This window comes from Streptomyces sp. BBFR2, assembly GCF_044497305.1.
Lineage (GTDB): Bacteria > Actinomycetota > Actinomycetes > Streptomycetales > Streptomycetaceae > Streptomyces.
On sequence record NZ_CP172415.1, the window covers coordinates 3,812,335 to 3,839,145 of the forward strand.

Here is a 26,811-nt window from a genome sequence, read left to right on the forward strand (position 1 = left end):
CAGCCGGGCCGTGTCCGTGTGGCACCGCCCTTCCTCCGTATATGCAGGTCAGGATCGCTGTGACTTTTCCTTATGAAGCCCCTGTTTCGCAGTCGCTGTTCGACCGTGCGTCCCAGGTGACGCCCGGTGGCGTGAATTCGCCGGTGCGGGCCTTCCGGGCCGTGGGTGGTACGCCCCGGTTCATGGTGTCCGGCGCCGGTCCGTACCTGACGGACGCCGATGGTCGCGAGTACGTCGACCTCGTGTGCTCGTGGGGACCGATGATCCTCGGACATTCCCATCCCGAGGTGATCGCGGCGGTCCAGGAGGCGGTCGCGCGCGGGACGTCGTTCGGGACGCCCGGTGCGGGCGAGGTGGAGCTGGCGGAGGAGATCGTCGCGCGGATCGCGCCGGTCGAGCAGGTGCGGCTGGTGTCGTCCGGCACCGAGGCGACGATGTCCGCGATCCGGCTGGCGCGCGGTTTCACCGGCCGGGCCAAGGTCGTGAAGTTCGCCGGCTGCTACCACGGGCATGTGGACGCGCTGCTGGCCGCGGCCGGTTCGGGCGTGGCGACCTTCGGGCTGCCGGACACCCCGGGTGTGACGGGCGCGCAGGCGGGCGACACGCTCGTGCTGCCGTACAACGACATCGAGGCGGTCCGGGCGGCGTTCGCGGCGTACCCGGGTGAGATCGCGTGTGTGATCACCGAGGCGTCGCCGGGCAACATGGGCGTCGTCCCGCCGCTGCCCGGTTTCAACCAGGGTCTGAAGGACCTCTGCGCGGCCAACGGCGCGCTGTACATCTCCGACGAGGTGATGACGGGCTTCCGTGTCTCGAAGGCCGGTTGGTACGGGCTCGACGGCGTCACCCCGGACCTGATGACGTTCGGCAAGGTGATGGGCGGCGGCTTCCCGGCGGCGGCGTTCGGCGGGCGCGCCGATGTGATGGCGCATCTGGCGCCGGCCGGCCCCGTCTACCAGGCGGGCACCCTGTCCGGGAACCCGGTCGCGACCGCGGCGGGCGTCGCGCAGCTTCGGCTGCTGGACGACGCGGCGTACGCGAAGGTCGACGCGGTCTCCGCGGAGGTGCGGGCGCTGGTCGGCGAGGCGCTGACCAAGGAGGGTGTGGCCCACCGCGTCTCGGTGGCGGGCAACATGTTCTCGGTGTTCTTCACGGACGCCGAGGTGACGGATTACGACGCGGCGAAGGCGCAGGAGGCGTTCCGCTTCACCGCGTTCTTCCACTCGATGCTCTCCCAGGGCGTCTACCTGCCGCCGTCCGCGTTCGAGTCGTGGTTCGTGTCGACCGCGCACGATGCCGCGGCGGTGGAGCGGATCGCCGCCGCGCTGCCCGCCGCCGCGCGGGCGGCGGCCGAGGCGAGGGCCTGAGCCGGAGCGCGGCAGGCGGCCGGGGCGCGTACCGGTTCGGCCGCGCGCCCCGGCGGGGCGGTGTTTCCACGGACCCACGGACCCACGGGCCCACGGACCGACGACTGAATGAATGGGTGACATGAGCAGCGAAGACTTCACCGTGGTGCATCTGATGCGGCACGGCGAGGTGCACAACCCGGAGGGTGTCCTCTACGGGCGCCGCCCCGGGTACCACCTCTCGGATCTGGGCCGGAAGATGGCCGACCGGGTCGCCGAGCACCTCGCGGACCGCGACATCACGCATGTCGTGGCCTCACCGCTGGAGCGTGCGCAGGAGTCGGCGGCGCCGATCTCGGCGGCGCTGGGGCTCACGACGGCGACCGATGAGCGGCTGATCGAGGCGGCGAACGTCTTCGAGGGGAAGACGTTCGGGGTCGGCGACGGCGCGCTGAAGAAGCCGGGCAACTGGAAGTACCTGACGAACCCGTTCCGTCCGTCCTGGGGCGAGCCGTACATCGAGCAGGTCGTGCGGATGATGGCGGCGCTGGGTGCGGCGCGGGACGCGGCGCGCGGGCACGAGGCGGTGGCGGTCAGCCATCAACTGCCGATCTGGATCGTGCGGAGCTTCGCGGAGCGGCGGCGGCTGTGGCACGACCCGCGGCGGCGGCAGTGCACGCTGGCGTCCCTGACGTCGTTCACGTTCCAGGGCGACAAGATTGTTTCCGTCGGTTACAGCGAACCGGCGCGGGACCTCGTCCCGTCTCATCTGCTGGCGGGTGCCAAGCCGGTGAAGGGGAAGGCGAAGGCGTTCGGCGCGTGAGGTGAGCGTGGTGTGTCCCAGGGGCGGCCCGGTCGTGGGCCGCCCCTTCGTCGTCCGGGGGCGCGTGCGGGCTGACGGCTTGTCAAGGATGACTCGCTGGAAGTAGGAAAAGTCATAAGAATTAACTGAATAGCGCGGAACCTCCTTGTTCGCCAAGCCATCTAACCGATTGTCCATTTATATGGTTATTGAAATCGGCGAGCACGGATGGGGACGACGCTATGCGCGCAATCAGTCGGCGGAACCTGCTGGGAATGGGTATCGGGGCGGCCGCGGCGCTGGGCGTCGCCGGCTGCTCGACCGGTTCGGACACCGCCTCGGACAAACAACGGGTCAAGAACGCGATCCAGGCGCGGCCCAAGCTCATCGGCGACGGCTCGACCGCCGACTACGGACGCCAGCCCCACCAGCCCGGGAAGCCCGAACGGCTGGAGCCGGGCCAGACACCACCACAGTTCGTGATCTTCTCCTGGGACGGCGCGGGCGAGGTCGGCAACGGCCTCTTCCCCCGCTTCCTGCGACTCGCCCGGGACCACGGCGCGGCCATGACCTTCTTCCTCTCCGGCCTCTACCTCCTGCCGGAGAGCAAGAAGCACCTCTACCTCCCGCCCAACAATGCGCCCGGCGCCTCCGACATCGGCTACCTCACCGACGAGCACATCAAGGCGACCCTCAGGAACGTCCGTCAGGCATGGCTCGACGGCCACGAGATCGGCACCCACTTCAACGGCCACTTCTGCGCGGGCTCCGGCACGGTCAAGAACTGGACGCCCGACCAGTGGAGCTCCGAGATCGACCAGGCCGTGGACTTCGTCACCAAGTGGCGGACGAACACCGGCTTCACGGATCTGGAACCGCTGCCCTTCGACTACCGCAAGGAGCTGATCGGCGGCCGTACCCCCTGCCTCCTGGGGCAGGAGAACCTGCTGCCCACCGCCGAGAAGCTCGGCTGGCGCTACGACGCCAGCTCGCCCGGCGGCCTCCAGATGTGGCCCCGTAAGAAGGGGAACATCTGGGACTTCCCGCTCCAGCAGATCCCGTTCCCCGGCCACACCTTCGAGGTGCTGTCGATGGACTACAACATCCTCGCCAACCAGTCGAAGAACTCCACCCGCGCCCCGTCCGTCAACTACCCGGGCTGGCGCCGCCAGGCCACCGACTCGTACATCTCCGGCTTCCAGCGGGCGTACGAGACCAACCGGGCGCCGTTCTTCATCGGCAACCACTTCGAGGAGTGGAACGGCGGCATCTACATGGACGCCGTCGAGGAGGCGCTCAAGCACATCGCCAACGAGCAGAACAAGGATGTCCGGATGGTCTCCTTCCGGCAGTTCACCGACTGGCTCGACGCGCAGGACCCCGCGGTCCTCGCCAAGCTCCAGTCGCTCCAGGTCGGCCAGCAGCCCGCCGGCGGGTGGAAGACGTACCTCGCGGCCTGACGCACTCCCGCGCGCGGCCCGTCCGACGGGCCGCGCACGGCCGTGACATGCCGTTTCGTGGCGGGAACCGCCCGGTGAGGGGGGCGCCAAAGATCCGGAATCAGCCCATGCGAAACTTTTCACATGAGTGCCTGCCGCGCCCCCCGCCGCCTCACCGGCCGCCGTCGCCTCACCCTGCTCGCCGCGGGGACGGTGCTCGCGTCGCTGACGCTGAGCGCCTGCGGCGAGGGCACCTCCGGCGGCTCCTCGCAGACCCGGTTCGTCCAGGGCAAGAACGGCATCGCCAGGGTCGCCGCGGCCGACCGGCAGCAGGCGCCGGACATCGCGGGCGAGAGCACCACCGGCGCACACCTCGACCTCGCCGACTACAAGGGCAAGGTCGTCGTCCTCAACGTCTGGGGCTCGTGGTGCGGTCCGTGCATCGCGGAGGCGCCGAACTTCGCGAAGGTCGCCAAGGACACCGAGAAGCAGGGCGTCCAGTTCGTCGGGATCAACACCCGCGACAACAAGACGCAGGCGACCAGCTTCGAGGACCAGCACAAGATGCCGTACCCGAGCCTGTTCGACCCGGCCGGCAAGCTGATGCTCCGCTTCCCCAAGGGCAGCCTGAACCCGCAGTCGATCCCGTCGACCATCGCCATCGACCGGCACGGGAAGATCGCCGCGCGCTCCCTCGGCCCGCTCGCCGAGGACGATCTGCGCGCGATGCTCAAGCCGCTGATCGCCGAGAAGTGATCACGTGACCACCCTCGCCGCGGCTGTGTACAACGACACCGTCATGACCGGCGCCCTGCTGGCGGCGGTGCCCCTCGCCCTCCTCGGCGGGCTGGTCTCCTTCTTCTCGCCCTGCGTCCTGCCGCTCGTACCGGGCTACATGTCGTACGTCACCGGCGTCACCGGCACCGACCTCGCGGAGGCCAAGCGCGGCCGGATGTTCGCCGGGGCGCTGCTCTTCGTCCTCGGCTTCACCGCCGTCTTCGTCTCCGGCGGCGCGCTCTTCGGCTTCTTCGGGCAGCGGCTCCAGGAGAACAAGGAGATCATCTCCCGGGTCCTCGGCGCCCTGATGATCCTGCTCGGGCTGGCCTTCGCCGGTGTCCTCAAGCGGTTCGGCCAGCGCGAGGTGCGCTTCCACAAGAAGCCCGCGATGGGGCTGGCCGGCGCGCCGCTGCTGGGCGCGCTCTTCGGCGTCGGCTGGACGCCGTGCCTGGGCCCCACCCTCACCGCCGTCAACACCCTCGCCCTCAACCAGGCGAGCGCCCCGCGCGGCGCGCTGCTCACCGTCGCGTACTGCCTGGGCCTGGGCCTGCCGTTCATCGCCGTGGCGCTGGCGTTCCGCCGGATGCTCGGCGCGTTCGGCTGGGTCAAGCGCCACTACGTCTGGGTGATGCGGATCGGCGGCGGCATGATGGTCGCGCTCGGCATCCTCCTGGTCACCGGCGTCTGGGACGGAATGATGTCCGGGCTGCAGAGCTGGACGCAAAGCTCCACCGTTGGGATCTGAACCGATGTCCACCACGACCGACACCTCTCGCGACGCGGAGTCCGGCGCCCCGCGCGACGGCGACGCGGGCTCCGACCTCGGCGCGGCCGGATCGCGGCTCTCCACCGCCCCCAAGGAGGAGATCAGCTTCCCCTCGCTCGGCCCGATCGGCTGGGTGCGGTGGTTCTGGCGCCAGCTCACCTCGATGCGGGTGGCGCTGCTGCTGCTCTTCCTGCTCTCGATCGGAGCCATCCCCGGCTCACTGATCCCGCAGACCTCCATCGACCCCACCAAGGTCGACGCCTTCCGGGCCGACCACCCCACGCTCGGGGACGTCTACGACAAGCTCGGGATGTTCCACGTCTACAGCTCGGTGTGGTTCTCCGCGATCTACCTGCTGCTGTTCATCTCCCTCATCGGCTGCATCGTGCCGCGCACCTGGCAGTTCGTCGGCCAGCTCCGCGGCCGCCCGCCGGCCGCGCCGCGCCGGCTGACCCGGCTGCCCGCGTACGCGACCTGGCGTACGGCGGCGGAGCCGGAGGCGGTGCTCGACGCGGCGCAGCGGCTGCTGAAGAAGCGGCGGTTCCGCGTCCACCGGGCCGGTACGGCGGTGGCCTCCGAGAAGGGGTACCTGCGGGAGCTGGGCAACCTCGTCTTCCATGTCGCGCTGATCGTGATGCTGGTGGCGTTCGCCGTCGGCAGCCTGTGGAAGTCCGAGGGCGGCAAGCTCATCACCGAGGGCGACGGCTTCGCCAACAACCTCACGCAGTACGACGACTTCAAGTCCGGCCCGTTCTACGACCCGGACGCGATGGCGCCGTTCGGCTTCACCCTCAACAGCTTCGACGCGACGTACGAGCGCACCGGCCCGGAGCGCGGCACGCCGCGGACCTTCCGCGCCAACGTCACATACTTCACCGGCTCGGACGGTGAGGAACACCGCACCAAGATCGAGGTCAACGAGCCGCTGGACATCGCCGGCTCGCGGGTCTACCTGCTCAGCCACGGCTACGCGCCGCAGGTGAAGGTCAAGGACGGCCGCGGCAAGGTCGTGTACGACGGCGCGGTGCCGTTCCTGACGCAGGACCCGAAGAACTTCACCTCCACCGGTGTGGTGAAGGTGCCCGGCGCGCAGACCAAGGACGGCGAGCGCAACCAGTTGGGCTTCCAGGGCTTCTTCGTGCCGACCTTCGGCGGCAAGGGCTCCGGCTCGATGTTCTCGACCTTCCCGGCGCTCGACTACCCGGTGCTGACGCTCACCGCGTACCACGGTGACCTGGGGCTGGACTCGGGGCTCTCGCAGAGCGTCTACCAGCTCGATCAGAAGCACCTCAAGCAGTACAAGGTGAAGGACCGCAAGCTGGCGCAGATGATGCTGCCGGGCGAGACGATGAAGCTGCCGAACGGCGACGGCTCCATCACCTTCACCGGCGTCAAGACCTGGGCCAGCTTCAAGATCACCCACCAGCCGGGCAACGGTCTCGCGCTGACCGGCGCGGTGGCGGCGCTGCTGGGCCTGGCGGCCTCGCTCTTCATCCAGCGCCGCCGGGTGTGGGTCCGCGCCGAGCCGGGCCCGGACGGCACCACCGTCGTCGAGATCGCCGGTCTGGGCCGCAGCGAGTCGGCCCGGCTCCCGGAGGAACTCGCCGGTCTCGCCGCCGCGCTGACCCCGGACGCACCGGTCGCACCGGACGCGGAGCCGGACGACGGGCCGGACGACGGGCCGGACGACGGCCCCGGCGCGGACGGCGCGTCGCCGGCCACCGGCAAGGCGTCCACCGAGGACGGAGCCCCCGGTGAGTCCTCCGCCGAGGTCAAGGCCCCCGCCGCGGCCCCGGCGTCCCCCGACGAGGAGGCCCCCGAAGGCCCCGAAGACCCGGCGCAGCCCACCGACTCCGCCGACCCCGCTGACCCCTCCGAAGGAGCGCGCGCGTGAACATCGCGGCCGCAGCCAACGAGACACTGGCGCACAACAGCAATCTGCTGGTCTACGGCGCGATGGCCGTCTACACCCTGGCCTTCCTCGCGCACATGGCCGAGTGGGTGTTCGGCAGCCGCAGCAAGGTCGGCCGTACGGCCGCCGCGCTGACCGCCGAGACGGAGCAGCCCGCCACCGTCACCGTCCGCGCGGCGGCCAAGGGCGGCACCGCGGTACTGGACCGGCCCGCGGTCGTCACCCGTACCGCGCCCGGCGCCCGGGACGTCCCCGACGGCCCCGGCGCGGCCGGCGGCACCGAGAAGGGCGACCTCTACGGCCGGATCGCCATCTCCCTGACGGTGCTGGCCTGGGCGCTGCACCTCGGCGGTGTGGTCACCCGCGCCCTGTCCGTGCAGCGTGCCCCCTGGGGCAACATGTACGAGTTCTCGACGACGTTCGCCGCCGTCGCGGTCACCGTGTACCTGATCCTGCTGGCGCTGAAGAAGAACGTCCGCTGGATCGGACTGCCGCTGGTCACCACCGTCCTGCTCGACCTGGGCCTCGCGGTCTCCGTCCTCTACACCGCCAGCGACCAGCTCGTTCCGGCGCTCCACTCGTACTGGCTGTGGATCCACGTCAGTTGCGCGATCATCTCCGGCGCCGTCCTCTACATGGGCGCCGTCGCCACGCTGCTCTTCCTCTTCCGCGACCGCTACGAGGACCGGCTCGGCGACGGCCGGGTCGCCGCCCTGCACGAGCGTCTTGACACGCTGCGCCGCTCCGGCAAGGACAAGCAGGAACCGACGTTCTGGCTGCGGGTCCGTATCGGCGCCAACGACGTGCTCTCCCGGCTGCCCGCCGCCGCCTCGCTCGACAAGTTCGCCTACCGGGTCAACGCCACGGTCTTCCCGCTGTGGACGTTCACCATCATCGCGGGCGCCATCTGGGCCGAGGCCGCGTGGGGCCGCTACTGGGGCTGGGACCCCAAGGAGGTCTGGTCCTTCATCACCTGGGTCGCGTACGCCTGCTACCTGCACGCCCGCGCCACCGCCGGCTGGAAGGGCCGCAAGGCCGCCTGGCTGGGCCTGATCGCCTTCGCCTGCTACCTCTTCAACTACTACGGCGTGAACATCTTCGTCACCGGTCTGCACTCCTACGCCGGCGTCTGACGCGCCCGTATCCACCCCCGGAGGCGGTCCCGTTCGCGGGGCCGCCTCCGGGCGTTTCCGGGACGGCGCCCGGCACAGCGGCGCGCGGGCGCGAGCGGCGCGCGCGGGCCGGGCGCGCCGCCTACGGTGAGCGCATGGAACAGCGCATCACCCTGATCACCCTGGGCGTCACCGATCCCGCCCGCGCCAAGCGGTTCTACGAGGCGCTGGGCTGGCGCGGCCAGGAGGTCGAGGAGACCGTCTTCTTCCAGGCGGGCGGCCTGGGGCTGGTGCTGTGGGGCCGGGAGAAGCTGGCGGCGGACGCCGGGCTCGAACCCGGTACGCCGGGCGGCTTCGGCGGCATCGCCCTGGCCCACAACGTCCGCTCCGATGCCGAGGTCGACGCCCTGCTGGCGGCGGCGGAACGGGCCGGCGCCACCGTCACGAAGCCCGCCGCGGTCAACCCGATCGGCTTCTACTCCGGCGTCTTCACCGACCCGGACGGCCACCCCTGGGAGATCGCGCACAACCCGGGCTTCCCGCTGGCGGCCGACGGCTCGCTGACACTCCCGGACTTCGGCGCCTGACCCGCGGCTGCCCCGGCGTCCGGCCCGCTATGCCGGGGACAGCGCCGGGGTCTCCGGCGGCGCCGGGTACGGGCGTTCCGCGGGCAGCAGCGCGGTGGCGGCGGCGGTGTCGCCCGCGCGCACCAGGGCGTGGATCTCGCGGGCCAGCGGGGTGACGTCGGTGATGGCGACCGTCCACTCGTCGGCGTAGCGCCGGGCCGCCTCCCCGGACAGCCCCAGTTGGAGTGAGCGGTACGGCAGCGGGCGCAGCGCGAGGTCACGCTCCGGGTCCCACTGGAGCCGCACCGGGGACGCCGTCAACTGCCGCCGCCAGGCGTCGTGGTCGGGGTGGACGCGGGGGTCGTGGTGGGAGAGGCAGGCGGTGCGCAGCGCGGCGTCGAAGCCCGCGCGGTCGATCTCGACGGCGAGCACCGTCTCCTGACCGGGCTTGGTGGCCCAGCCGCAGCGGTACATCATCCACAGGAACGACGGCTTGATCCACGTCATGCGGTCCCGCTTCCAGGCCGCCGGGAACCGTCCGTCGCGGGCGGCCGGCCCGCCGAGCGACGGGGTGTACGCCTGGTAGACGGTGACGGTACGTGCGGTGTGCCGGGCCCGGACACGCCGTGCCGGCTCGTCGACGGCGGGCCGCCGGGCGGGAAGATCCATGGGACCAGGGTGGCCCGGCGGGGCGGCGGGGGCCACCGGATTTCGGGGCCACGGGCGAGCGGGAGCCGGTGCCGGCCCGCTCCGCCGGTGCCGTGCCCGAGCCGTGCCCGAGCCGGACGCCGGGCCCGCCGCCCTGGACCCGCCGCCCGGGCCCGCCGCCCCGCGCCCGCCGCCCCGCGCCCGCCGTTCGCGCCCGCCGTTCGCGCCCGGCGGGACCCGCGTCCGCCGCCCGCCCCTGGCCCGCCCCGCTCGGCGCGCGGCCTCACCTCGTCCGTCGCTCCGGACGCGGCCTCACCCCGTCCCGCCGCCCCCGATGTCCTCCCGCCACAGCTCCGGGTGCCGGCCGGTGAACTCCCGCATCAGGGCGGCGCACTCCGGGTCGTCGAGGACCACGATGCGCACGCCGTGGCGGGCCAGCCAGTCGTGGCCGCCGTGGAAGGTGCGGGCCTCGCCGACGACGAGCCGGGAGATGCCGAACTGCCGCACCAGACCGCTGCAGTACCAGCACGGCGAGAGGGTGGTGACCATCGTGGTGCCGCGGTAGCCGGGGCGGCGGCCGGCCGCGCGGAACGCGGCGGTCTCGGCGTGCGCGGACGGATCGCCGTCCTGGACGCGGCGGTTGCGGCCACGCCCCCAGAGCGCGCCGTCGGGCCCGTAGAGCGCCGCGCCGATCGGCACGCCGCCCTCGTCGCGTCCGGCGCGCGCCTCGGCCAGCGCGGTCGCCAGCATCGTGCGGGCCTGTTCCTGGAGGTGGCGGGGGTCGCCGGGCAGCGTGGGGGCGGGGTGGTCGTCCGTGCCGTCGCGCATCAGGGCGTCGCGGTCACGCGCCCATTCCTGGCGGCCGGACTCCGATGGGTCGTCCATGCCGCCAGAGTGTCAGTCCTTCGACGGCGGCGGGTTCTGGCCGGGGCCGTTCGGCGTGCCGTCGTCGCGGCGGCGCAGCTCCTCCTCGCGGCGGCGCAGGTCCGCCTCCCAGTCCTTGAGCAGCGCCTCGTCCTTCTTGTTCTCGTCCTTGAGGGACTGGAGGAACTCGGGGTTGTCGTCGGGCGCCACCCAGGTGGCGCGGGCGCGCGGCGCGCCGCCCGCGGGCGTACGGACCTTGCCCGCGACGAGCCAGGCGACGGGGCCGACCAGCACCTCGCCGAAGAGCAGGATGATGAGCACCCAGATGACCTTGGGCAGGCCGCGGATCTGCGACTCCGGGGTGTTCACGCAGTCGATGAACGCGTAGATCCACAGGGCCAGGACCAGAAGGAACGGCAGATACCTGAGCATTGCGGAGGGCCCCCTGGGCGCGGCGGCGGGCCCGCTGCGGGGCCCGGTGACCCGTCCAGGGTAGTGCGTACCCGATACTGGGACGTATGGCTTATGACGATCTCCGCTCGTTTCTGCGGGCGCTCGACCGGGAGGGCGACCTCAAGCGCATCAAGGCCGAGGTCGATCCTCATTTGGAGGTCGGCGAGATCGTTGACCGGGTGCAGAAGGCGGGCGGCCCCGCGCTCCTCTTCGAGAACGTCAAGGGCGCGGCGATGCCGCTGGCCATGAACGTCTACGGCACCGACCGCCGCCTGCTGAAGGCCCTCGGCCTGAAGTCCTACGGCGACATCAGCGACAAGATCGGCGGACTGCTCCGGCCCGAGCTGCCGCAGGGCTTCGTCGGGATGCGGGAGGCGTTCGGCAAGCTCGCCGGGATGACCCACGTCCCGCCGAAGAAGGTCAAGGGCGACGACGCGCCCGTCCAGGAGGTCGTGCTCCGCGGCGAGGACGTCGATCTGGACGCGCTTCCGGCGCTCTTCACCTGGCCGAAGGACGGCGGCTCCTTCTTCAACCTGGGCCTGACGCACACCAAGGACCCCGAGAGCGGCATCCGCAACCTCGGGCTCTACCGCCTCCAGCGCCACGACAAGCGCACCATCGGTATGCACTGGCAGATCCACAAGGACAGCCGCAACCACTACCAGGTCGCCGCCCGCCGAGGTGAGAAGCTGCCGGTCGCCATCGCCTTCGGCTGCCCCCCGGCCGTCACGTACGCGTCGACCGCGCCGCTGCCCGGCGACATCGACGAGTACCTCTTCGCCGGGTTCCTCCAGGGCAAGCGGATCGAGATGGTCGACTGCAAGACCGTCCCGCTCCAGGTCCCGGCGCAGGCGGAGGTCGTCATCGAGGGCTGGCTGGAGCCCGGCGAGATGCTGCCGGAGGGCCCGTTCGGCGACCACACCGGCTTCTACACGCCGCAGGAGCCGTTCCCGGCGCTGAAGATCGACTGTGTGACGATGCGGAAGCGGCCGCTGATCCAGTCGATCGTGGTGGGGCGCCCGCCGACGGAGGACGGGCCGCTGGGCCGCGCGACGGAGCGTTTCTTCCTCCCGCTGCTGAAGATCATCGTCCCGGACATCGTGGACTACCACCTCCCGGAGTCCGGCGGCTTCCACAACTGCGCGATCGTCTCGATCGACAAGAAGTACCCCAAGCACGCGCAGAAGGTCATGCACGCCATCTGGGGCGCCCACATGATGTCGCTGACCAAACTGATCGTCGTCGTCGACGCCGACTGTGACGTCCACAACCTCCACGAGGTCTCCTGGCGGGCGCTGGGCAACACCGACTACGCCCGCGACCTGACCGTCGTCGAAGGCCCCGTCGACCATCTCGACCACGCCTCCTACCAGCAGTTCTGGGGCGGCAAGGCAGGGATCGACGCGACGCGGAAGTGGCCCGAGGAGGGCTACACCCGCGACGGCGGCTGGCCGGACATGGTCGAGTCGGATCCCCGTACGGCGGCGCTCGTCGACCGCCGGTGGAAGGAGTACGGCCTGTGAGCAGCGAAGCCCTCCCCGGCGACGGCGGGGCGCAGGTCCCCGCCGCGGCCCCGCGGCCCGGCCGGACCAAAGCCTTCCTGCGCCTGGTGATGATCGAGCACTCGGTCTTCGCGCTGCCCTTCGCCTACATCGCGGCGCTCACCGCGATGTTCGAGTGGGACCGGAACATCCACTGGGTCCGGCTGCTGCTGGTGACGGTGGCGATGGTCGGGCTGCGGACGTTCGCGATGGCCGCCAACCGCATCATCGACCGCGAGATCGACGCCCGGAACCCGCGCACCGCCGGCCGTGAGCTGGTGACCGGCGCGGTGTCGGTCCGCTCTGCGTGGACCGGCGCGCTGATCGCCGTCGTCGTCTTCCTGGGCGCCGCGGCGCTGCTCAACCCGCTGTGCCTGGCGCTGGCGCCGGTCGCGGTGGTGCCGATGGTGGTCTATCCGTACGGCAAGCGGTTCACCAACTTCCCGCAGGCGATCCTCGGTCTGGCGCAGGCGATAGGGCCGGTCGGGGCGTGGTTGGCGGTGACCGGGTCGTGGAACTGGGACGCGGTGATCCTCGGCCTCGCCGTCGGCATCTGGATCGGCGGCTTCGACCTGATCTACGCCTGCCAGGACGTGGAGACGGACCGCGAGGTCGGGGTGAAGTCGGTGCCGGCGCGGTTCGGCATCCCGGCGGCGATCCGGGGCGCCCGCGCCTGCCACACCGTCACCACCGCACTGCTGGTCTGGTACGCGCTGGCCACCGGCGCCGGGGTGTTCTTCTGGATCGGCCTGGTGATCGTCGCGGGCGCGTTCCTCTACGAGCACACGATCGTCCGGCCGCACGACCTGTCGCGCCTGAACCGCGCGTTCTTCAGCGTCAACGGCTTCATCGGCATCGCGCTCTTCGTCTGCGCCCTCGCCGATCTGCTGGTGCGCGGTCTGACGGTGTGACGGCCTGACGCGGCGGTACGGATACGGCGGCGGCCCGGAGCTGAAGCTCCGGGCCGTTTCCGTTCGGCGGGGCAGGGCGGTGCCGTCCGTCCCCGCGCGCGGACCGGGCGCCCTCACCGGGCGGCCCGGCCGGTCACCGCCGAGGCGACCGGCCCCGGGGCTCACGGCTTGAGCATCGGCCAGGCGATCAGGCGGGGGTAGGACCACCACTCGCCGCGGTTGGCCTTCACCGTGGCGATGATGCCGCAGATCACGCTGGCGAGGCCGTACCCGCCCATCATGATGATCACCGTCAGCATCGGGACGGCGAGCCCGGCGGACTCGCGCTGCGCCTCGTCGGCCACCATGCCGAAGACGAGCATCGTGCTGAAGTAGAGGACGGTGCCGATGACCGCCATGATCGCCTGGGTGAGGCCGAAGTTCAGCGCCTCGGTGGTGTGGTGGCGCAGGTACGGGTCGTTCTTGCTGCGGGAGTCGTTCCGCATCGACATCGGGCCGATCCAGCCGGCGAACGCGCCGATCCCGCAGCACACCATCGACCCGGCGGTGAGCGTCAGCACCGCGCTCAGGTGCGCCCACATCGCGGTGGAGTACGACGACCGTCCCGACGGGGGCTGCGGGGCGTATCCCGGGGCGGGGTACTGCCCCGGGGCCGGGTAGCCGTATCCGCCGGGTGGCGGGGCCGGCTGCTGCCATCCCTGGGCGCCGTAGGGCTGCTGCGGCTGCCCTTGCGGGCCGTAGCCGTAACCGGGCTGCTGGTCGGACATCTCGTCACCCCGTCGCACTGCGAGCCGGACGGCAGGCCCGCCCGGTGCTCTTCCTTCACCGAGAGATTACGGGACACCACTGACAGCGGGGCGGGCGGAGCGGTGCGGCAGGGCGCGCAGCGCGAACGCCGCGAGCACCCCGCCGGCCAGCCCGAAGAGGTGGCCCTGCCAACTGACGTCCCCGGCGCCGGGCAGCACGCCCCACAGCAGCGAGCCGTAGAGCACCGCCACGCCCAGACCGATGAGGACGTCGGGCAGTGAGCGGTCGGTGAAGCCGCGGGTGAGGAGGAAGCCGAGGATGCCGAAGACGACGCCGGACGCGCCCAGGGTGTTGCTGTGCGGGGAGGCCGTCAGCCAGACGCCGAGCCCGCTGACGACGGTGATCAGCGCGACGGCGGCGAGGAAGCGGCGCACGCCGGTGCGCAGCGCGGCGAGGAAGCCGAGGACGAAGAGCGGCACGGTGTTGGCGGCGAGGTGGCCGAAGCCGAAGTGGAGGAAGGCGGCGGGGATGATGTCGGCCAGCTCCGGCAGCTCGCGTGGCCGGATCCCGAAGGTGTCGAGGGCGTTGCCGCTGAGGCTGTCGGCGATCTCCAGCACCCACAGGAGGGCGGTCCAGCCCAGCATCAGGAAGAGCGCGGGCTTCGCACGGCTCATGGTCCGGCCTCCTCGGTCGCGGCGCCCGCCCGGACGGCGGGGTTCACGGGGGAGAACGGCCGTGACGGGGTCGGCGGTTCCGCCGGATAGGCTCGATGTCGTGGAGTTCTCGCCCGTCGACACCAGTTCATCCGGCGCCCCGCAGCCGGCTCCCGGCCCGCGCCGCCCGTGGGTCGTCGGGGTCTCCGGCGCCTCCGGCACCCCGTTCGCCGCCTCGGTGCTCCGCGCGTTGCTCGCCGCGGGTGAGGCGGTGGATCTGGTGGTGAGCCGGGCGTCCCGGCTCACGCTGCTGGACGAGACCGGCATCGCGTTCCGGGATGCCCACTGGCAGGACGACCTGCGGCAGTGGCTGGCGCGCGGCGCCGACGGCAAGCCGGGGACGTTCGCGGTGAGCGACGAGGAGCTGGCGCGGGTGCGGCACTGGCCGGCGGGGGATCTGGCGGCGGGCCCGTCGTCGGGTTCGTATCCGGCGAAGGGGATGGTGATCGTCCCGGCGAGCACGGCGTGTGTCGCAGGGGTGGCGCTCGGACTCTCGAAGGATCTGCTCCAGCGGACGGCGAGCGTGACGCTCAAGGAGCGGCGGCCGCTGGTGGTCGCGGTGCGGGAGACCCCGCTGAGCGGACCGACGCTGAAGCAACTGGTGGCGCTGGACGAGGCGGGCGCCGTGGTGCTGCCCGCCTCTCCGGCGTTCTACGCGGGGGCGACGCACATCCAGGATCTGGTGGATTTCGTCGCGGGCCGGGTGCTGGACGCGGCGGGGGTGCCGCACGGTCTGTACCGGCGCTGGGAGGGGGAACTGGGGCGGGCCTCCCGTGAGGAGGGCCCCGGTGTCCGTTAGGGAGAGGTCCGCGGGGGCCGGGCCGTTCGGCGGCGCGGGGCCCGCGGTGCGCGGGTCAGCGCTTCTTGGCGGCGCGCTGCGTACGGCGCCGGGCCCGCGGGGCGGCGGGCTGGTGAGCACGGGAACGATTGGCCCGGTCCTGCAGCTCGCGCATGCGGGCGTAGGCCATCTCGATCGAGTACACGGTGACAACTCCTGTGAAGATCGTCCTTGATCGTTTGAGAGAATCACAGGGCATCGGGCCCTGTATGCCTTAGATTCTACATGTAGAACTCGAAAATGCATAAAGATTGGAAGGCTAGAGTCCATGGACGCGGTGGATAGGCAGCTCATCCAGGCACTTCGCGAGAACGGGCGGGCCTCGTACGCGGAGCTGGGCCGGCTCGTCGGCCTCTCCGGGCCCAGCGTCACCGACCGCATCAACCGTCTGGAGGCGGCCGGGGTCATCACCGGCTACCGCGCGACGATCGACGCCAAGTCCCTCGGGCTCGGCGTCACCGCCCTGGTCGGCATCTCCCTGTCGGACGCCGCCGACCACGAGGACGTCGCCCAGCGGCTGCGTGATCTGGAGGAGATCGAGGACTGCTGGTTCATCGCCGGCGACGACTCCTACATGCTCAAGGTCCGCGTCGGCGACGTCGACGGCCTGGAGACCACGATCCGGCGGCTCTCCGGCACCAAGGGCGTCTCCCGCACGCGCACCACCATCGTGCTCTCCACCAAGTGGGAGAACCGCGTCGGCGAACTCCCCGAGGAGTCCGTGTAGCAGACGCCGGGCGGGCGGGGTGTCCTCAGGGGGCCCCGCCCTTCCCGCGGGCGGGGGAGTAGGCTCGGGCGGGTCCGTTCGCAGGGGCGGAACAGGACGGAATCGGACACGGCAGAGACTGGGAGGCGACCGGATGGCTGCGTCGATGGATGCGGGCCTCAAGCGCGAGCTGGAGGCGAAGGTCCACGCCGGCGAGCGGCTGACCCGCGAGGACGGCATCGCCCTCTACGAGTCCGACGACCTGGCATGGCTGGGCGGTCTCGCCCACGAGGTGCGCACCCGTAAGAACGGCGACGTCGTCCACTTCAACGTCAACCGTCACCTCAACATGACGAACGTGTGCACCGCGTCGTGCGCCTACTGCTCGTTCCAGCGCAAGCCGGGCGAGAAGGACGCGTACACCATGCGCATCGAGGAGGCCGTCCGCCTCGCCAAGGCGATGGAGAACGACAATCTCACCGAGCTGCACATCGTCAACGGGCTCCACCCGAACCTGCCGTGGCGCTACTACCCGCGCTCCCTCAGCGAGCTGAAGAAGGCGCTGCCGAACGTCTCGCTGAAGGCGTTCACCGCCACCGAGATCCACCACTTCGAGACCATCTCCGGGCTCTCCGCCTCCGAGATCCTCGACGAGCTGATCGAGGCGGGCCTGGAGTCGCTGACCGGCGGCGGCGCGGAGATCTTCGACTGGGAGGTCCGGCAGCACATCGTCGACCACCGCACCCACTGGGAGGACTGGTCGCGCATCCACCGCCTCGCGCACGAGAAGGGTCTGAAGACCCCGTGCACGATGCTCTACGGCCACATCGAGGAGCCGCGCCACCGCGTCGACCACGTCCTGCGGCTGCGTGAACTCCAGGACGAGACCGGCGGCTTCCAGGTCTTCATCCCGCTGCGCTACCAGCACGACTTCGTCGACATGCAGGACGGCAAGGTCCGCAACAAGCTCCAGGCGCGCACGACGATGGCCACCGGCGCCGAGGCGCTGAAGACCTTCGCCGTCTCCCGGCTGCTCTTCGACAACGTCCCGCACGTCAAGTGCTTCTGGGTGATGCACGGTCTGCAGACCACGCAGCTCGCGCTCCAGCACGGCGCGGACGACATGGACGGCTCGGTCGTCGAGTACAAGATCACCCACGACGCGGACAACTACGGCACGCCCAACAAGCTGACCCGTGAGGACCTCCTCGACCTGATCCGCGACGCCGGCTTCCGCCCCGTCGAGCGCAACACCCGCTACGAGGCGATCCGCGAGTACCCGGGCCCGGACCCGGACCGCCGTGAGTCGCCGCAGGCGATGCGCGTCTGACGCCGTGTACCGACAACGCCCCCTGGCTCCGGCCGGGGGGCGTTCCCGGTGGTCGGGGACGTCCCCGCGGCGGCCGGGCAACGGCCGCCGGGGCCACGGAAGATCGCCCTCGGCGCTGTGCTTGACTGGTTGGCGACCCTTTGGTTGCCGTTGAGAAGAAGGTTCCGCACCGTGAGCAGCCCCAAGTACGCCACTCTCCGCTACACCGCGCTCCGCATCGGCCTCTTCCTCGCCTGCTTCGCGGTGGCCTGGGGGCTCGCCTGGCTCGGGGTCATCCCGCTCGCGATCAAGGGCTCCAACATGGTCTGGCTGCTGCTGGTCGCCATCGTGGTCTCCGCGCCGCTCAGCCTGGTGCTGCTGCGCAAGCAGCGGGACGCGATGTCCGTACAGATCGTCGACAAGGTCGAGCGGCAGCGGGAGCGGCTGGCCGCCAACCGCAGCCAGGAGGACGGCCTCCTCTGAGCCGCCGGGCCGCGCCGCGGCCCGCCGTCACGCCACCGCCGCCCGCCGCCGCGGTGTCGGACACCTCACATCCCTCTTCCGCCGTCCCGGACGCCCCGCCTCGGAATTTCCCTTCCGTGGCGGGGCGTTCGGCATGGACGGCCGGTTCCGCGGGCGAAAAGACCAAAGATTTCCTTTGGGTTCCCCAAAGCTTGAGTGTTAACGTAATCGCCATGAAGGCAGCAATCGCGCACACGTTCCCGCCGGGCATCCGGCTTGTGGCGCGCCTGCACGTCGATCTTTGCCGCTGTGTCTCCGCGGCCTGTTGCCGTCGCTGAACCTGAGCGGCCGGAGATCCGCGTACGGACCTCCGGGCGGCCTGACGCCCCCCACCTTCACCTTCCCGACGCCTGACCTGTCCAGGAGTGTGTCCGTTGTCCACGTCCTCCGAGACCTCCGCATCCGCGGCCAAGTCCCGAATACCGAAGATCCCGTTCTGGGTCCAGATCCTGGCCGGTCTGGTCCTCGGCGTCCTGCTCGGCTGGATCGCCAAGAGCGGTGACGTCGCCTGGCTGACCTCCACGCTGGGGCACATCGGTGACCTCTTCGTGCAGTTGCTGAAGCTCGCCGTCGCCCCGCTGGTCTTCTTCGCGATCCTGGTGTCGATCACCAACCTGCGGCAGGTCAACAACGCCGCCCGGCTCGCCACCCGCACCCTGCTGTGGTTCATGGTCACCTCGCTGATCGCCGTCGCCATCGGCCTCGCGATCGGCCTGCTGACCCACCCCGGCGCGGGCACCGGCCTGACGCCGAAGGACGGGCAGGCGCCCGAGCACGCCGGTTCCTGGATCGACTTCCTGACCGGCATCATCCCCACCGACGTCATCACGCCGTTCACCGAGCTGAACGTCCTGCAGATCGTCTTCCTGGCCGCCGTCGCCGGTATCGCCGCCCTCCAGCTCGGCGAGAAGGCCGAACCGGTCCTGAAGATCAGCCGCTCCGCCCTGGAGCTGCTGCAGAAGGCCCTGTGGTGGGTCATCCGCCTCGCCCCGATCGGCACCGTCGGCCTCATCGGCCGCGCCATCGCGACGTACGGCTGGGACCTCATCGGCAAGTACGTGACGTTCACCGTCGACATCTACGTCGGCTGCGCCCTCGTGCTCTTCGGCGTCTACCCGCTGCTGCTGTCGACGGTCGCCAAGGTCAACCCGATCCAGTTCTTCAAGGGCGCCTGGCCCGCGATCCAGCTCGCCTTCGTCTCCCGCTCCTCGGTCGGCACCATGCCGGTCACCCAGAAGGTCACCGAGCGCCTGGGTGTGCCCAAGGAGTACGCGTCCTTCGCGGTGCCGTTCGGCTCGACGACCAAGATGGACGGCTGCGCCTCGATCTACCCGGCCATCGCCGCGATCTTCATCGCGCAGATCTTCGATGTGCCGCTGGGCATCGGTGACTACATCCTGATCGTGTTCGTCTCCGTCATCGGTTCGGCGGCGACCGCCGGTCTGACCGGCGCGACGGTCATGCTGACCCTGACGCTGTCCACCCTGGGCCTGCCCCTGGAGGGCGTCGGTCTGCTGGTGGCGATCGACCCGATCCTCGACATGATGCGCACCGCCACCAACGTCGCGGGCCAGTCGGCGGTCCCGATCATCGTCGCCGCCAAGGAGAAGATCCTCGACCGCGACGCCTACGCGACGGCCCACGGCAGCACGCTGGAGGCGGACGCGGAGAGCGCCGCCGCCGAGCAGGTCGCCCCGGTGCCCGCCGCGGCCGCCGCGAGCTGACCCCCGCGCGGGCCGTCCGTCCCCCGGCCCGCGCGTGACGGCGCCCCCGGAACCCCACGGTTCCGGGGGCGCCGTCGTCGTACGGGCCCGGCGGCCGGCCGGTGTCCGCGATCCCGTCGGCCCGCGGCGGCCGGTGTCCGCGATCCCGTCGGCCCGCGGCGGCCGGTGTCCGCGACCCCTCGGCCCGCGGTGCCTTCTCAGCCCCTTTCCGCGGCGTCCGTGTGCGCCAGGACCGCCGCGGCGAGCGGGCCCTGGACGGCCGGCGGCAGGGCGTGGCCCATGCCCGGGATCTCCGTGGTGCGTACGGCGTTGAGGCACTGCGCGAGGTGGTGCGGGTGCGGCGGCGGGAACACCGGCTCGGCGGGGGCCACGATGACCTGCACCGGAACGCGGTTGGCGGCCAACTCCGCGGTGCGCAGCAGCCCGTCGGGGTCGGCGCGGGAGTGCGCGCTCGGCGGGGTGTGCGTCCCGGTGTGCGCGATGATCCGCCGCTCCAGCTCCCGGTACCACACCGCGTCGAACGGCAGTCGCCCACCGGCGAGGAGCTGCCAGTGCTCGGTGCGTCGGTCCAGTTCGGCCTCCTCGCCCCGGTCCTCGACCGGCCGTGCCCAGAATTCCAGGACCTCCGGTGAGATGCCCGGCAGCTCTTCGGCGGGGACCTCGGTGCCGTCCGGCGCGGTGTACGGGCGGGTGCTGAGCGCGTTGGTGCCCATCAGGGTGGCGGAGCGGACCCGTTCGGGGTGGTCGGCGAGGACGAGCTGGCTCAGCATGCCGCCGAGGGAGAGCCCGACGAGGTGGGCGCTGCCGATGCCCAGCCCGTCGAGGACCGCGACGATGTCCTCGGCGAGCGCCGCGATCGGATACGGATCGGTGTCGAACGCCCAGGTGGAGCGGCCGGTGTCGCGGTGGTCGTAGCGGATCACGCGGTGCCGCCGGGCGAGCGCGTCGACGAACTCCTCGGGCCAGCCGATGCCGGACGCCTGCGCGCCCATGACCAGCAGCAGCGGGGGCGCGTCGGCCGGACCGCGCTGCTCGGTCCACAGGCGGATACCGGGGGCGGCTTCGACGTACTGCTGCATGGGGTCCTCCGGGGTCGGATACGGGACGGGGCGGACGGTGCGGCCGGGCCGGTGCGCCGCCGTGCGGCGGAACCGGGCCAGGGAACGGTCGACCCACGAAACGAGACGGTCCGTCTCGTCGTGTCGAGACGCATCGTCTCGTCACATGGGGGGTGACGTCAAGGGAAGGGGTGTGCGAGCCGAAGATCGTAAACTTCGGTGCGGTCGAGGGTGGGACGGAAGGGCGTTCGGCGTGGGTGCGGTGAAGGGCAAGCGGGTGCCGCGTGCGGTCCGCGAGCAGCAGATGTTGGACGCGGCGGTGATCACCTTCGCCCGGCACGGCTACCGCGCCGCCTCGATGGACGGCGTCGCGGAACTGGCCGGGGTCTCCAAACCGCTCGTCTACCTGTATCTGCACTCCAAGGAAGAGCTGTTCAGCGCCGTCATCCGCCGGGAGGCCGCGGCGCTGACGGCGGCGGTGACGGCGGCGGTGGAGCCGGACGCGCCCGCCGACCGGCAGCTCTGGAGCGGGCTGACCGGCTTCTTCGCCTACACCGCCGCGCACCCCGAGAGCTGGGCGGTGCTGCATCAGCAGGCGCGGACGCAGGGCGAGCCGTTCGCGCGCGAGGTGGCGGCGATGCGCGCCGGGCTGGTCGACTTCGTCGCCGGTCTGATCGCCGCCGCGACCCGCGAGGCGGGCTGCGCCACCGGACCGGCCGGCCACGAGGTGGCGGGCCTCGCCCACGCCCTGGTCGGCGCGGCGGAGTCACTCGCCGAATGGGCCAACGTCCGCCCCGGGGGCGAGGGTTCGGCGCGGGGCGCCGCGGCCGGTCCCCGGGAGGCGGCGGAGCGCACGGCCGCCACGTTGATGGACTTCGCCTGGACGGGGATGGGGCGGCTGATGGCGGGGGAGCGGTGGGAGCGGCCCCGGGCGGCGGGGGAACGCCCGTAGGGGGCCGACCGGTTGAGCTGCTGCGAGGCTCGGGCTGTGGGGCCTGTGGCGGCCCGCCGGTGAGCGGCGCGGCCGCTGAGCCGGCCCTCGCTGTCGGCCGTGGGCGGCTCCGCCGTGGGCGGCTCCGCCGTGAGCGGCGGGCGCCCGGCATCCTGTTCCGCCCCGACTCCGCCGCGCCGTGAGCGGCGGGCGCCCGGCATGCCGTTCCGCCCGTCCCCTCACCAGCTTCGAGACGTGGGCCCGCCGGCACATGAGCCCCACCGCGTGAGGTCCGCGGAACCGGCCCGGCTGCCGTGACTTCGGCCCCGCACCCGGGAGTTGCCGTACGGAACCCCGGCGGCCTCCTGCCATCGCCTCGATCGGCTCCCGTACGGAGGCGGCGCCGGTCCCGACTCCCTTGGCCGGTCGGCGCATTGGCGGTGCCCTGCCAGGAGTCCGTGTCAGGGACCCGAGTCAGGAATCCGTGCGGTGAAGGCGCTCACCGGGCATTGGCCAACGCGTCGCCCTCGCGTAAATTTACCGGGAAGTAAGGTTACCGGCGGGTCGGGCCGGCTGTCGGTCACGCACCGCTCGGCGACCTCGGCCGACCTCAACACCCGTGAAAAAGAAGGGAGTTGGCCGACCTGCCGGATGTCCCCGCGCATCCCCACGCACACCCCCGCGCATCCCGTTCCCGTACCGCCCCGCACCACCCCGCTCCCCTCCCTCCCCACGTAGCGCACCCGTCCACGTTCCGCGTATGCGGCGTGGCCGCCGCCCGTCGGGCCGTACGCGTCCGACGGCGACTCCACCACCGACGAGGAGCCGCTCGTGTCCCGCCAGGATTCCGCCCCGCCCCCGCACCCGCCCACCGGTTCCGCGACGACGGCCCACGGCGGCGCCGTCCGGGAGGCGGCGACGCCCCCGCTGGCGCCGCCGCTCGTCCACGGCTCGCTGGCGGACCTGCCGTTCGTCAACGCCGAACGGGCGCCCGGAGCGGTCGCACTGGCCCGGCGGCAGGCCGACGGCGGTTGGCGCGACGTGACCCGCGCGGCCTTCGCCGACGAGGTCCGGGCCGTCGCCAAGGGGCTGATCGCCCACGGACTGCGCCGCGGTGACCGGCTCGCGCTGATGGCTCGCACCACGTACGAGTGGATCCTCATCGACTGCGCCGCCTGGGCCGCCGGGCTGATCACCGTCCCCGTGCACCCCACGGCCTCCGCCCACCAGACGGCCTGGATCCTGCACGATTCCGGGGCCGCCGCCTGCGTCGTGGAGAGCGTCACGGAGACCCGGCTGGTCACCGGGGTGCGCGGCAAACTGCCCGGACTCGCCCACCTGTGGCAGTTCGACACCGGCGCCCTCTCCCAACTCGTCGCCGCCGGACGGGAGGTGCCCGACGCGGCGGTGGAGGAACGGCGCGCCGCCACCGGCCCGTCGGACCTCGCCACCCTCCTCTACACCTCCGGCACCACCGGCCGCCCCAAAGGCTGCGCACTGACCCACGGCGCCCTCCACGCCGGTATCGACAACACGGCGGCGTTGCTCCGCCCCGCTCTCGCCCCGGACGACGAGGGCCCCGCGGCCACGCTCCTCTTCCTCCCCCTCTCCCATGTCTTCGGCCGGATGGCCGCCCTCACCTGCCTGCGCGCCGGGGTCCGCCTCGGCCACGCCCCGAGTGTCCGGACCGGCGACCTCCTCGACGGTCTGGCGTCCTTCCGCCCGACCTTCCTCCTGACCATCCCGTACGTCCTGGAGAAGTTCTTCCGCACCGGGCGGGCCACCGCCGAGGAGGCGGGACGCGCCGCCGTCTTCGACCGCGCGGCCCGGATCGCCCGCGCCTACGGGAAGGCCACCGCCGCCCGCGACCGCGGCACCGGAAAGGGCCCGGGCCCCGGCCTGAAAGCGGCCCGCCGCCTCTACGATCCGCTGGTCTACCGGCCGGTCCGCGAGGCGCTGGGCGGCCGGGTCCGGTACGTCTTCTGCGGCGGCTCCCCGCTCGACCGCCGCCTCGCGGGCTTCTACGCCGGCGCCGGCATCGAGGTCCTGGAGGGCTACGGCCTGGCGGAGACCTGCGGCGCCGCGACCGTCACCCCGCCGTCCCGGCCCCGGCCCGGCACCGTCGGCCGGCCGCTGCCCGGCGCGGCGGTCCGGATCGCGGACGACGGTGAGGTGCTGCTGAGCGGCGGGCAGCTCTTCGCCGGTTACTGGGACGCGGCCCGCGCCACGGCCGTGCCCGCGACCACCGGCGGCTGGTTCGCCACCGGTGACGTCGGCGCGCTCGACGCGGACGGATACCTCACCCTCACCGGCCGCAAGGACGAGCTGATCGTGACCAGCGGCGGCCGGAAGATCGCCCCCGGCCCGCTGGAGGACCGTCTGCGCGCCCACCCGCTGATCGCCCACTGCCTGGTCACCGGCGACAACCGCCCCTACCTCACCGCCCTGCTCACCCTGGACCCCGACGCCCTCGCCCACTGGCGCCGCACGGCCCGCAAACCGGACACCCCGCTCGCCCGCCTCGTCGGCGACCCGGACCTCCGCGCCGCCCTCCAACGCGCCGTCGACGACGCCAACCGCCTCGTCTCCCGCCCCGAATCCATCCGCCGCTTCGCCGTCCTCCCCGTGGAATTCACCGAACGCTCCGGCCACCTGACTCCGTCCCTCAAACTCCGCCGCACGGACGTGACCAGCGATTTCGCGGAGTGGATCGAGGGGCTGTACGGGGGCGGGGGAGGGGCAGGCGGTACGGGGGCGGGGTGACGCGGCGCGTCGTGGGTGGCGGAGGCGCCCCGGGCGCGGGGCCGTCCCGTACGGCTCGGCTGCGGGGTGGGCGGCCGTGGTCCGGCGCGGCTCCGGTCGGGGGCGGTCGTGGGGCCCGGTGCGGCTCCGTCCGGCAGGCGCGGGGCCGTCCTGTACGGCCCGGGTGCGCCCCGTACGCGTGGATCGGGCGGCCCGCGCGAGCCGCCCGGAGTGACCCACGTGACCTGACTCCCGCGTAAGAAACCCGGCACCCCCTATGGAGCCATCCCGCGCGGCACGTCAGACTGGAACCCCCGTGTCACCTCTGTGGGGGAGGTGGCACGGGGGTTTCCGTGTGCGGGGTGGGCGGGGTGAGTCCTGGGGCGGAGGCGGAGGCGTAGGCGGAGAGTTGGGCCCGGGCCCGCTGCCCCGGAATTCAAGGAAACCCCGGGGACCCTCCCGCCGTACCCCGCCCCCTCATCGGGTAGAGGCAGAACCGGGGGCCCACCCACCCCCTACGGGACATCCCCCACCCACCCCCGAGCCCTCGGCGCCCTCACTCCCGCGGCAGCTCGCACCACACGGTCTTGCTCCCGCTCCCGCGCCGCACGCCCCAGCGCAACGCCACCGCCTCCAGCAGCGCCAGCCCGCGCCCGCCCTCCTCGTCCCGGCACGCCGTCCGCCGTACGGGCAGCGCGAACGGCTCCGGATCGGTCACCGCCAGCCACGTCCGCCCGTCGCCCCCGCCGGTGACCTGCACCGTCACCGGCGCCCCCGACCCGACATGCCGGATCACATTGCTCAGCAGCTCACTGGCGCACAGTTGCGCGTCCCCGCACCCGTCCCCCAGATGCCTCCGCAATTCCCGCCGTACGGTGCGGACCGCGCCCGGCACGGCCAGCAGCTCCAGCAACAGCGTCGCCCTCACCGCACCGCGGCCTTGAACAGCGCCCCCGCCAGCCGCAGCGCGGTCGTGCCGTTGCACCGCCCCAGCGCGACCAGCGGCATGTGCCGCGTCCCCGCGAACGCCACCAGGTCCACGTCGAGCGAAGGCAACGTGATCCCGTTCGCCCGCAACGCGTCCCGCAACGTCGCGCAGCAACCGTCGACGTCATCGGGGGACGGGAAGTCCTCGGGGAGCGGTGAGAGGTGATCAGTCATGACATACGCCCTTCCGTGCGCTGTGTGACGAAGCCCTCACAGCGTGGGGTCGCCGGGCGTAGCGTGGGAAGGGAATCGGGTTGTGCAGAGCAACCTGCGTACTGCGGTGGTGAGTTATGCCTCCTCGTAAGAGCCCCGAAGCCTGGTTGAACGTGCCCTGTTTCTACGGGGCGGAGCTGCGCTATCAGCGGGAGGCCGCGGGGCTCACGTTGGAGGAGCTGCTGAAGGGGAGCTTCCGTGGCATCTCCTTCCTCAGCCAGATCGAACGCGGAGAGCGCAGGATGCCCGCCGATCTGGCCGCGCATGTGGACAGCAAGCTGGGTACGGGCGACTTTTTCCAACGGCGCTGTGAAGACGCCGCGAGAGCCAGCCGGAACGGACTTCCCCGCTACTTCGCCAACATTCCGGAGCTGGAGAAGAGCTCGACGACCGTCGAGGACTGGGCGCCTTCCGTCTTCCCCGGTCTGCTGCAGACCGAGGCGTACGCGCGAAAGCTCAGCGTGACGGTGACGCCGTGGCAGGAGGACGAGGAGATCGAGCGCAAGGTGCGTGCGCGAATGGAGCGCGCGGCCTTCTGGGATCAACGGGACCGCCCCGCGTACTGGGCGATCCTGCACGAGAGGTTGATCCGCCAGCCGTTGCTTCCGCCGGAGGAGATGGCGGAGCAGTTGGAGCACATCGCCGAAGTCATCCGGGCCAGCAAGAGCGTTGTGCAGATCCTTCCGGAAACGACGGTCGCGCACCCGCTGATGATGGGCATGGCCAAGCTTCTGACCTTTGCTGATGAGCCTCCGATGGTCTGGTCCGAGGGTGATTTCAGCGGCCAGTCCATCGATGATCCGGCGCTCGTTGCGGGCTACCGCAGGTCCTACGATCGGCTCAGGGCCGCCGCGCTGTCACTGGAGGCGTCCCTCGCCCTCATCGAAGACGCGGCAAGGAGATACCGGGATGAAGCGCAGGCGCAGTACTGAATTCGACGGCGCCTGCTGGCGTAAGAGCAGCTACAGCAACGGCGACGGCGCGGACTGCGTGGAGATCGCCGACAACCTCCCCGGCATCGTCCCCGTCCGCGACTCCAAGGCGGCGCCGGGCGGACCGGCCCTCGTTGTTCCGGCGGGGGCCTGGCACCGGTTCGTCACGGCGGTGAAGGGCGAGGAGTTCGCCGCGTAGGGACAAGGGCCGGGAAATTCACCGAATTCTGATCTCTCCGGTCGGTTTCCTGT

The 26,811-nt window shown here is 71.8% G+C and carries 28 protein-coding genes; 19 read left to right on the top strand and 9 right to left on the bottom strand.

Going from position 1 to position 26,811, the window contains the following annotated elements:
• Positions 1-59 precede the first annotated feature (59 nt).
• From hemL to ACGH2B_RS15235, 8 genes are all read left to right on the top strand, one after another.
• Positions 60-1,367, top strand: a complete 1,308-nt coding sequence (gene hemL / locus ACGH2B_RS15200; RefSeq protein ID WP_399088976.1) for a glutamate-1-semialdehyde 2,1-aminomutase — start codon at positions 60-62, stop codon at positions 1,365-1,367.
• 121 nt (positions 1,368-1,488) lie between these two features.
• Complete coding sequence (locus ACGH2B_RS15205; RefSeq protein ID WP_399088978.1) at positions 1,489-2,169, top strand: histidine phosphatase family protein; 681 nt, start codon at positions 1,489-1,491, stop codon at positions 2,167-2,169.
• Between the two features lie 221 nt (positions 2,170-2,390).
• A complete protein-coding gene (locus ACGH2B_RS15210; RefSeq protein ID WP_399088980.1) occupies positions 2,391-3,608 on the top strand; it encodes a hypothetical protein in 1,218 nt (405 codons plus the stop codon).
• 123 nt (positions 3,609-3,731) lie between these two features.
• Positions 3,732-4,343, top strand: coding sequence for a TlpA family protein disulfide reductase (locus tag ACGH2B_RS15215; protein WP_399088982.1), 612 nt, complete (start codon positions 3,732-3,734; stop codon positions 4,341-4,343).
• Between the two features lie 4 nt (positions 4,344-4,347).
• The gene (locus ACGH2B_RS15220) at positions 4,348-5,109 is read left to right on the top strand and encodes a cytochrome c biogenesis CcdA family protein (protein ID WP_399088984.1); all 762 of its coding nucleotides are present in this window, start codon (positions 4,348-4,350) and stop codon (positions 5,107-5,109) included.
• Positions 5,110-5,113: 4 nt separating this feature from the next.
• Positions 5,114-7,024, top strand: a complete 1,911-nt coding sequence (locus tag ACGH2B_RS15225; protein ID WP_399088986.1) for a cytochrome c biogenesis protein ResB — start codon at positions 5,114-5,116, stop codon at positions 7,022-7,024.
• Positions 7,021-8,175, top strand: coding sequence for a c-type cytochrome biogenesis protein CcsB (gene ccsB, locus ACGH2B_RS15230; RefSeq protein ID WP_399088988.1), 1,155 nt, complete (start codon positions 7,021-7,023; stop codon positions 8,173-8,175). The genes ACGH2B_RS15225 and ccsB overlap by 4 nt, the downstream gene beginning before the upstream one ends.
• A gap of 134 nt (positions 8,176-8,309) precedes the next feature.
• On the top strand, positions 8,310-8,741 hold the full coding sequence (locus ACGH2B_RS15235) for a VOC family protein (protein WP_399088990.1): 432 nt from the start codon (positions 8,310-8,312) through the stop codon (positions 8,739-8,741).
• 27 nt (positions 8,742-8,768) lie between these two features.
• Here the strand turns inward: ACGH2B_RS15235 and ACGH2B_RS15240 are convergent, their stop codons facing one another.
• The 3 genes from ACGH2B_RS15240 to ACGH2B_RS15250 all read right to left on the bottom strand — a co-directional run bounded on the left by ACGH2B_RS15240 (position 8,769) and on the right by ACGH2B_RS15250 (position 10,664).
• Positions 8,769-9,389, bottom strand: a complete 621-nt coding sequence (locus ACGH2B_RS15240; protein WP_399088992.1) for a DUF4291 domain-containing protein — start codon at positions 9,387-9,389, stop codon at positions 8,769-8,771.
• A gap of 291 nt (positions 9,390-9,680) precedes the next feature.
• A complete protein-coding gene (locus ACGH2B_RS15245; RefSeq protein WP_399097015.1) occupies positions 9,681-10,118 on the bottom strand; it encodes a nucleoside deaminase in 438 nt (145 codons plus the stop codon).
• 147 nt (positions 10,119-10,265) lie between these two features.
• Positions 10,266-10,664: a PLD nuclease N-terminal domain-containing protein gene (locus ACGH2B_RS15250; protein ID WP_399088994.1), complete on the bottom strand. Its 399-nt coding sequence runs from the start codon at positions 10,662-10,664 to the stop codon at positions 10,266-10,268.
• A gap of 86 nt (positions 10,665-10,750) precedes the next feature.
• Here ACGH2B_RS15250 and ACGH2B_RS15255 point away from each other — a divergent pair, with 86 nt between their 5' ends.
• On the top strand, positions 10,751-12,208 hold the full coding sequence (locus ACGH2B_RS15255; protein WP_399088996.1) for a menaquinone biosynthesis decarboxylase: 1,458 nt from the start codon (positions 10,751-10,753) through the stop codon (positions 12,206-12,208).
• Positions 12,205-13,137, top strand: a complete 933-nt coding sequence (gene mqnP, locus ACGH2B_RS15260; RefSeq protein WP_399088998.1) for a menaquinone biosynthesis prenyltransferase MqnP — start codon at positions 12,205-12,207, stop codon at positions 13,135-13,137. The genes ACGH2B_RS15255 and mqnP overlap by 4 nt, the downstream gene beginning before the upstream one ends.
• A gap of 161 nt (positions 13,138-13,298) precedes the next feature.
• Here mqnP and ACGH2B_RS15265 read toward each other — a convergent pair whose 3' ends face one another.
• Together ACGH2B_RS15265 and ACGH2B_RS15270 are read right to left on the bottom strand one after the other, a co-directional pair.
• On the bottom strand, positions 13,299-13,904 hold the full coding sequence (locus ACGH2B_RS15265) for a DUF4870 domain-containing protein (RefSeq protein WP_399089000.1): 606 nt from the start codon (positions 13,902-13,904) through the stop codon (positions 13,299-13,301).
• Between the two features lie 66 nt (positions 13,905-13,970).
• A complete protein-coding gene (locus ACGH2B_RS15270) occupies positions 13,971-14,558 on the bottom strand; it encodes a rhomboid family intramembrane serine protease (RefSeq protein ID WP_399089002.1) in 588 nt (195 codons plus the stop codon).
• 100 nt (positions 14,559-14,658) lie between these two features.
• On the opposite strand from ACGH2B_RS15270, the gene ACGH2B_RS15275 reads away from it, so the two are divergent.
• On the top strand, positions 14,659-15,396 hold the full coding sequence (locus tag ACGH2B_RS15275; RefSeq protein ID WP_399089004.1) for a UbiX family flavin prenyltransferase: 738 nt from the start codon (positions 14,659-14,661) through the stop codon (positions 15,394-15,396).
• Between the two features lie 55 nt (positions 15,397-15,451).
• Here ACGH2B_RS15275 and ACGH2B_RS15280 read toward each other — a convergent pair whose 3' ends face one another.
• Entirely contained in the window at positions 15,452-15,580 is a 129-nt protein-coding gene (locus ACGH2B_RS15280) for a hypothetical protein (protein ID WP_399089006.1), read from the bottom strand.
• A 123-nt stretch (positions 15,581-15,703) separates the two neighbouring features.
• Between ACGH2B_RS15280 and ACGH2B_RS15285 the strand changes: the two genes are divergently transcribed.
• The 4 genes from ACGH2B_RS15285 to ACGH2B_RS15300 all read left to right on the top strand — a co-directional run bounded on the left by ACGH2B_RS15285 (position 15,704) and on the right by ACGH2B_RS15300 (position 19,696).
• Positions 15,704-16,162, top strand: a complete 459-nt coding sequence (locus tag ACGH2B_RS15285; protein ID WP_399089008.1) for an Lrp/AsnC family transcriptional regulator — start codon at positions 15,704-15,706, stop codon at positions 16,160-16,162.
• A gap of 145 nt (positions 16,163-16,307) precedes the next feature.
• Complete coding sequence (gene mqnE, locus ACGH2B_RS15290; protein WP_030287665.1) at positions 16,308-17,471, top strand: aminofutalosine synthase MqnE; 1,164 nt, start codon at positions 16,308-16,310, stop codon at positions 17,469-17,471.
• Between the two features lie 171 nt (positions 17,472-17,642).
• Positions 17,643-17,933: a DUF4229 domain-containing protein gene (locus ACGH2B_RS15295; RefSeq protein ID WP_399089010.1), complete on the top strand. Its 291-nt coding sequence runs from the start codon at positions 17,643-17,645 to the stop codon at positions 17,931-17,933.
• A gap of 413 nt (positions 17,934-18,346) precedes the next feature.
• Positions 18,347-19,696 carry a dicarboxylate/amino acid:cation symporter gene (locus ACGH2B_RS15300; RefSeq protein ID WP_399089012.1) on the top strand — a complete coding sequence of 450 codons (1,350 nt, stop codon included), beginning with the start codon at positions 18,347-18,349 and terminating at the stop codon, positions 19,694-19,696.
• A gap of 197 nt (positions 19,697-19,893) precedes the next feature.
• Here the strand turns inward: ACGH2B_RS15300 and ACGH2B_RS15305 are convergent, their stop codons facing one another.
• Positions 19,894-20,775, bottom strand: a complete 882-nt coding sequence (locus ACGH2B_RS15305; protein WP_399089014.1) for an alpha/beta fold hydrolase — start codon at positions 20,773-20,775, stop codon at positions 19,894-19,896.
• 283 nt (positions 20,776-21,058) lie between these two features.
• On the opposite strand from ACGH2B_RS15305, the gene ACGH2B_RS15310 reads away from it, so the two are divergent.
• Both ACGH2B_RS15310 and ACGH2B_RS15315 read left to right on the top strand, forming a co-directional pair.
• On the top strand, positions 21,059-21,706 hold the full coding sequence (locus ACGH2B_RS15310; RefSeq protein ID WP_399097020.1) for a TetR/AcrR family transcriptional regulator: 648 nt from the start codon (positions 21,059-21,061) through the stop codon (positions 21,704-21,706).
• Positions 21,707-22,516: 810 nt separating this feature from the next.
• Positions 22,517-24,448, top strand: coding sequence for an AMP-dependent synthetase/ligase (locus tag ACGH2B_RS15315; RefSeq protein WP_399089016.1), 1,932 nt, complete (start codon positions 22,517-22,519; stop codon positions 24,446-24,448).
• 535 nt (positions 24,449-24,983) lie between these two features.
• On the opposite strand, the gene ACGH2B_RS15320 is transcribed toward ACGH2B_RS15315, so the two are convergent.
• Positions 24,984-25,355 carry an ATP-binding protein gene (locus tag ACGH2B_RS15320; RefSeq protein WP_399089018.1) on the bottom strand — a complete coding sequence of 124 codons (372 nt, stop codon included), beginning with the start codon at positions 25,353-25,355 and terminating at the stop codon, positions 24,984-24,986.
• On the bottom strand, positions 25,352-25,588 hold the full coding sequence (locus tag ACGH2B_RS15325) for a hypothetical protein (protein WP_399089020.1): 237 nt from the start codon (positions 25,586-25,588) through the stop codon (positions 25,352-25,354). The genes ACGH2B_RS15320 and ACGH2B_RS15325 overlap by 4 nt, the downstream gene beginning before the upstream one ends.
• A 116-nt stretch (positions 25,589-25,704) precedes the next feature.
• Between ACGH2B_RS15325 and ACGH2B_RS15330 the strand changes: the two genes are divergently transcribed.
• Positions 25,705-26,559 carry a Scr1 family TA system antitoxin-like transcriptional regulator gene (locus ACGH2B_RS15330; protein WP_399089022.1) on the top strand — a complete coding sequence of 285 codons (855 nt, stop codon included), beginning with the start codon at positions 25,705-25,707 and terminating at the stop codon, positions 26,557-26,559.
• On the top strand, positions 26,537-26,758 hold the full coding sequence (locus tag ACGH2B_RS15335; protein WP_399089024.1) for a DUF397 domain-containing protein: 222 nt from the start codon (positions 26,537-26,539) through the stop codon (positions 26,756-26,758). The genes ACGH2B_RS15330 and ACGH2B_RS15335 overlap by 23 nt, the downstream gene beginning before the upstream one ends.
• Positions 26,759-26,811 lie beyond the last annotated feature (53 nt).

Excerpts from the sequence above, each read along its gene's own strand:
- ACGH2B_RS15235 (WP_399088990.1), top strand. The coding sequence starts at position 8,310 with ATGGAACAGCGCATCACCCTGATCACCCTGGGCGTCACCGATCCCGCC.
- ACGH2B_RS15255 (WP_399088996.1), top strand. The coding sequence starts at position 10,751 with ATGGCTTATGACGATCTCCGCTCGTTTCTGCGGGCGCTCGACCGGGAG.
- ACGH2B_RS15210 (WP_399088980.1), top strand. The coding sequence starts at position 2,391 with ATGCGCGCAATCAGTCGGCGGAACCTGCTGGGAATGGGTATCGGGGCG.
- ACGH2B_RS15250 (WP_399088994.1), bottom strand. The coding sequence starts at position 10,664 with ATGCTCAGGTATCTGCCGTTCCTTCTGGTCCTGGCCCTGTGGATCTAC.
- ACGH2B_RS15330 (WP_399089022.1), top strand. The coding sequence starts at position 25,705 with ATGCCTCCTCGTAAGAGCCCCGAAGCCTGGTTGAACGTGCCCTGTTTC.
- ACGH2B_RS15205 (WP_399088978.1), top strand. The coding sequence starts at position 1,489 with ATGAGCAGCGAAGACTTCACCGTGGTGCATCTGATGCGGCACGGCGAG.
- ACGH2B_RS15240 (WP_399088992.1), bottom strand. The coding sequence starts at position 9,389 with ATGGATCTTCCCGCCCGGCGGCCCGCCGTCGACGAGCCGGCACGGCGT.
- ACGH2B_RS15325 (WP_399089020.1), bottom strand. The coding sequence starts at position 25,588 with ATGACTGATCACCTCTCACCGCTCCCCGAGGACTTCCCGTCCCCCGAT.
- ACGH2B_RS15225 (WP_399088986.1), top strand. The coding sequence starts at position 5,114 with ATGTCCACCACGACCGACACCTCTCGCGACGCGGAGTCCGGCGCCCCG.
- ACGH2B_RS15265 (WP_399089000.1), bottom strand. The coding sequence starts at position 13,904 with ATGTCCGACCAGCAGCCCGGTTACGGCTACGGCCCGCAAGGGCAGCCG.
- ACGH2B_RS15305 (WP_399089014.1), bottom strand. The coding sequence starts at position 20,775 with ATGCAGCAGTACGTCGAAGCCGCCCCCGGTATCCGCCTGTGGACCGAG.
- ACGH2B_RS15270 (WP_399089002.1), bottom strand. The coding sequence starts at position 14,558 with ATGAGCCGTGCGAAGCCCGCGCTCTTCCTGATGCTGGGCTGGACCGCC.
- ACGH2B_RS15310 (WP_399097020.1), top strand. The coding sequence starts at position 21,059 with ATGTTGGACGCGGCGGTGATCACCTTCGCCCGGCACGGCTACCGCGCC.
- ACGH2B_RS15335 (WP_399089024.1), top strand. The coding sequence starts at position 26,537 with ATGAAGCGCAGGCGCAGTACTGAATTCGACGGCGCCTGCTGGCGTAAG.
- ACGH2B_RS15215 (WP_399088982.1), top strand. The coding sequence starts at position 3,732 with ATGAGTGCCTGCCGCGCCCCCCGCCGCCTCACCGGCCGCCGTCGCCTC.
- ACGH2B_RS15285 (WP_399089008.1), top strand. The coding sequence starts at position 15,704 with ATGGACGCGGTGGATAGGCAGCTCATCCAGGCACTTCGCGAGAACGGG.
- mqnE (WP_030287665.1), top strand. The coding sequence starts at position 16,308 with ATGGATGCGGGCCTCAAGCGCGAGCTGGAGGCGAAGGTCCACGCCGGC.
- ACGH2B_RS15245 (WP_399097015.1), bottom strand. The coding sequence starts at position 10,118 with ATGCTGGCGACCGCGCTGGCCGAGGCGCGCGCCGGACGCGACGAGGGC.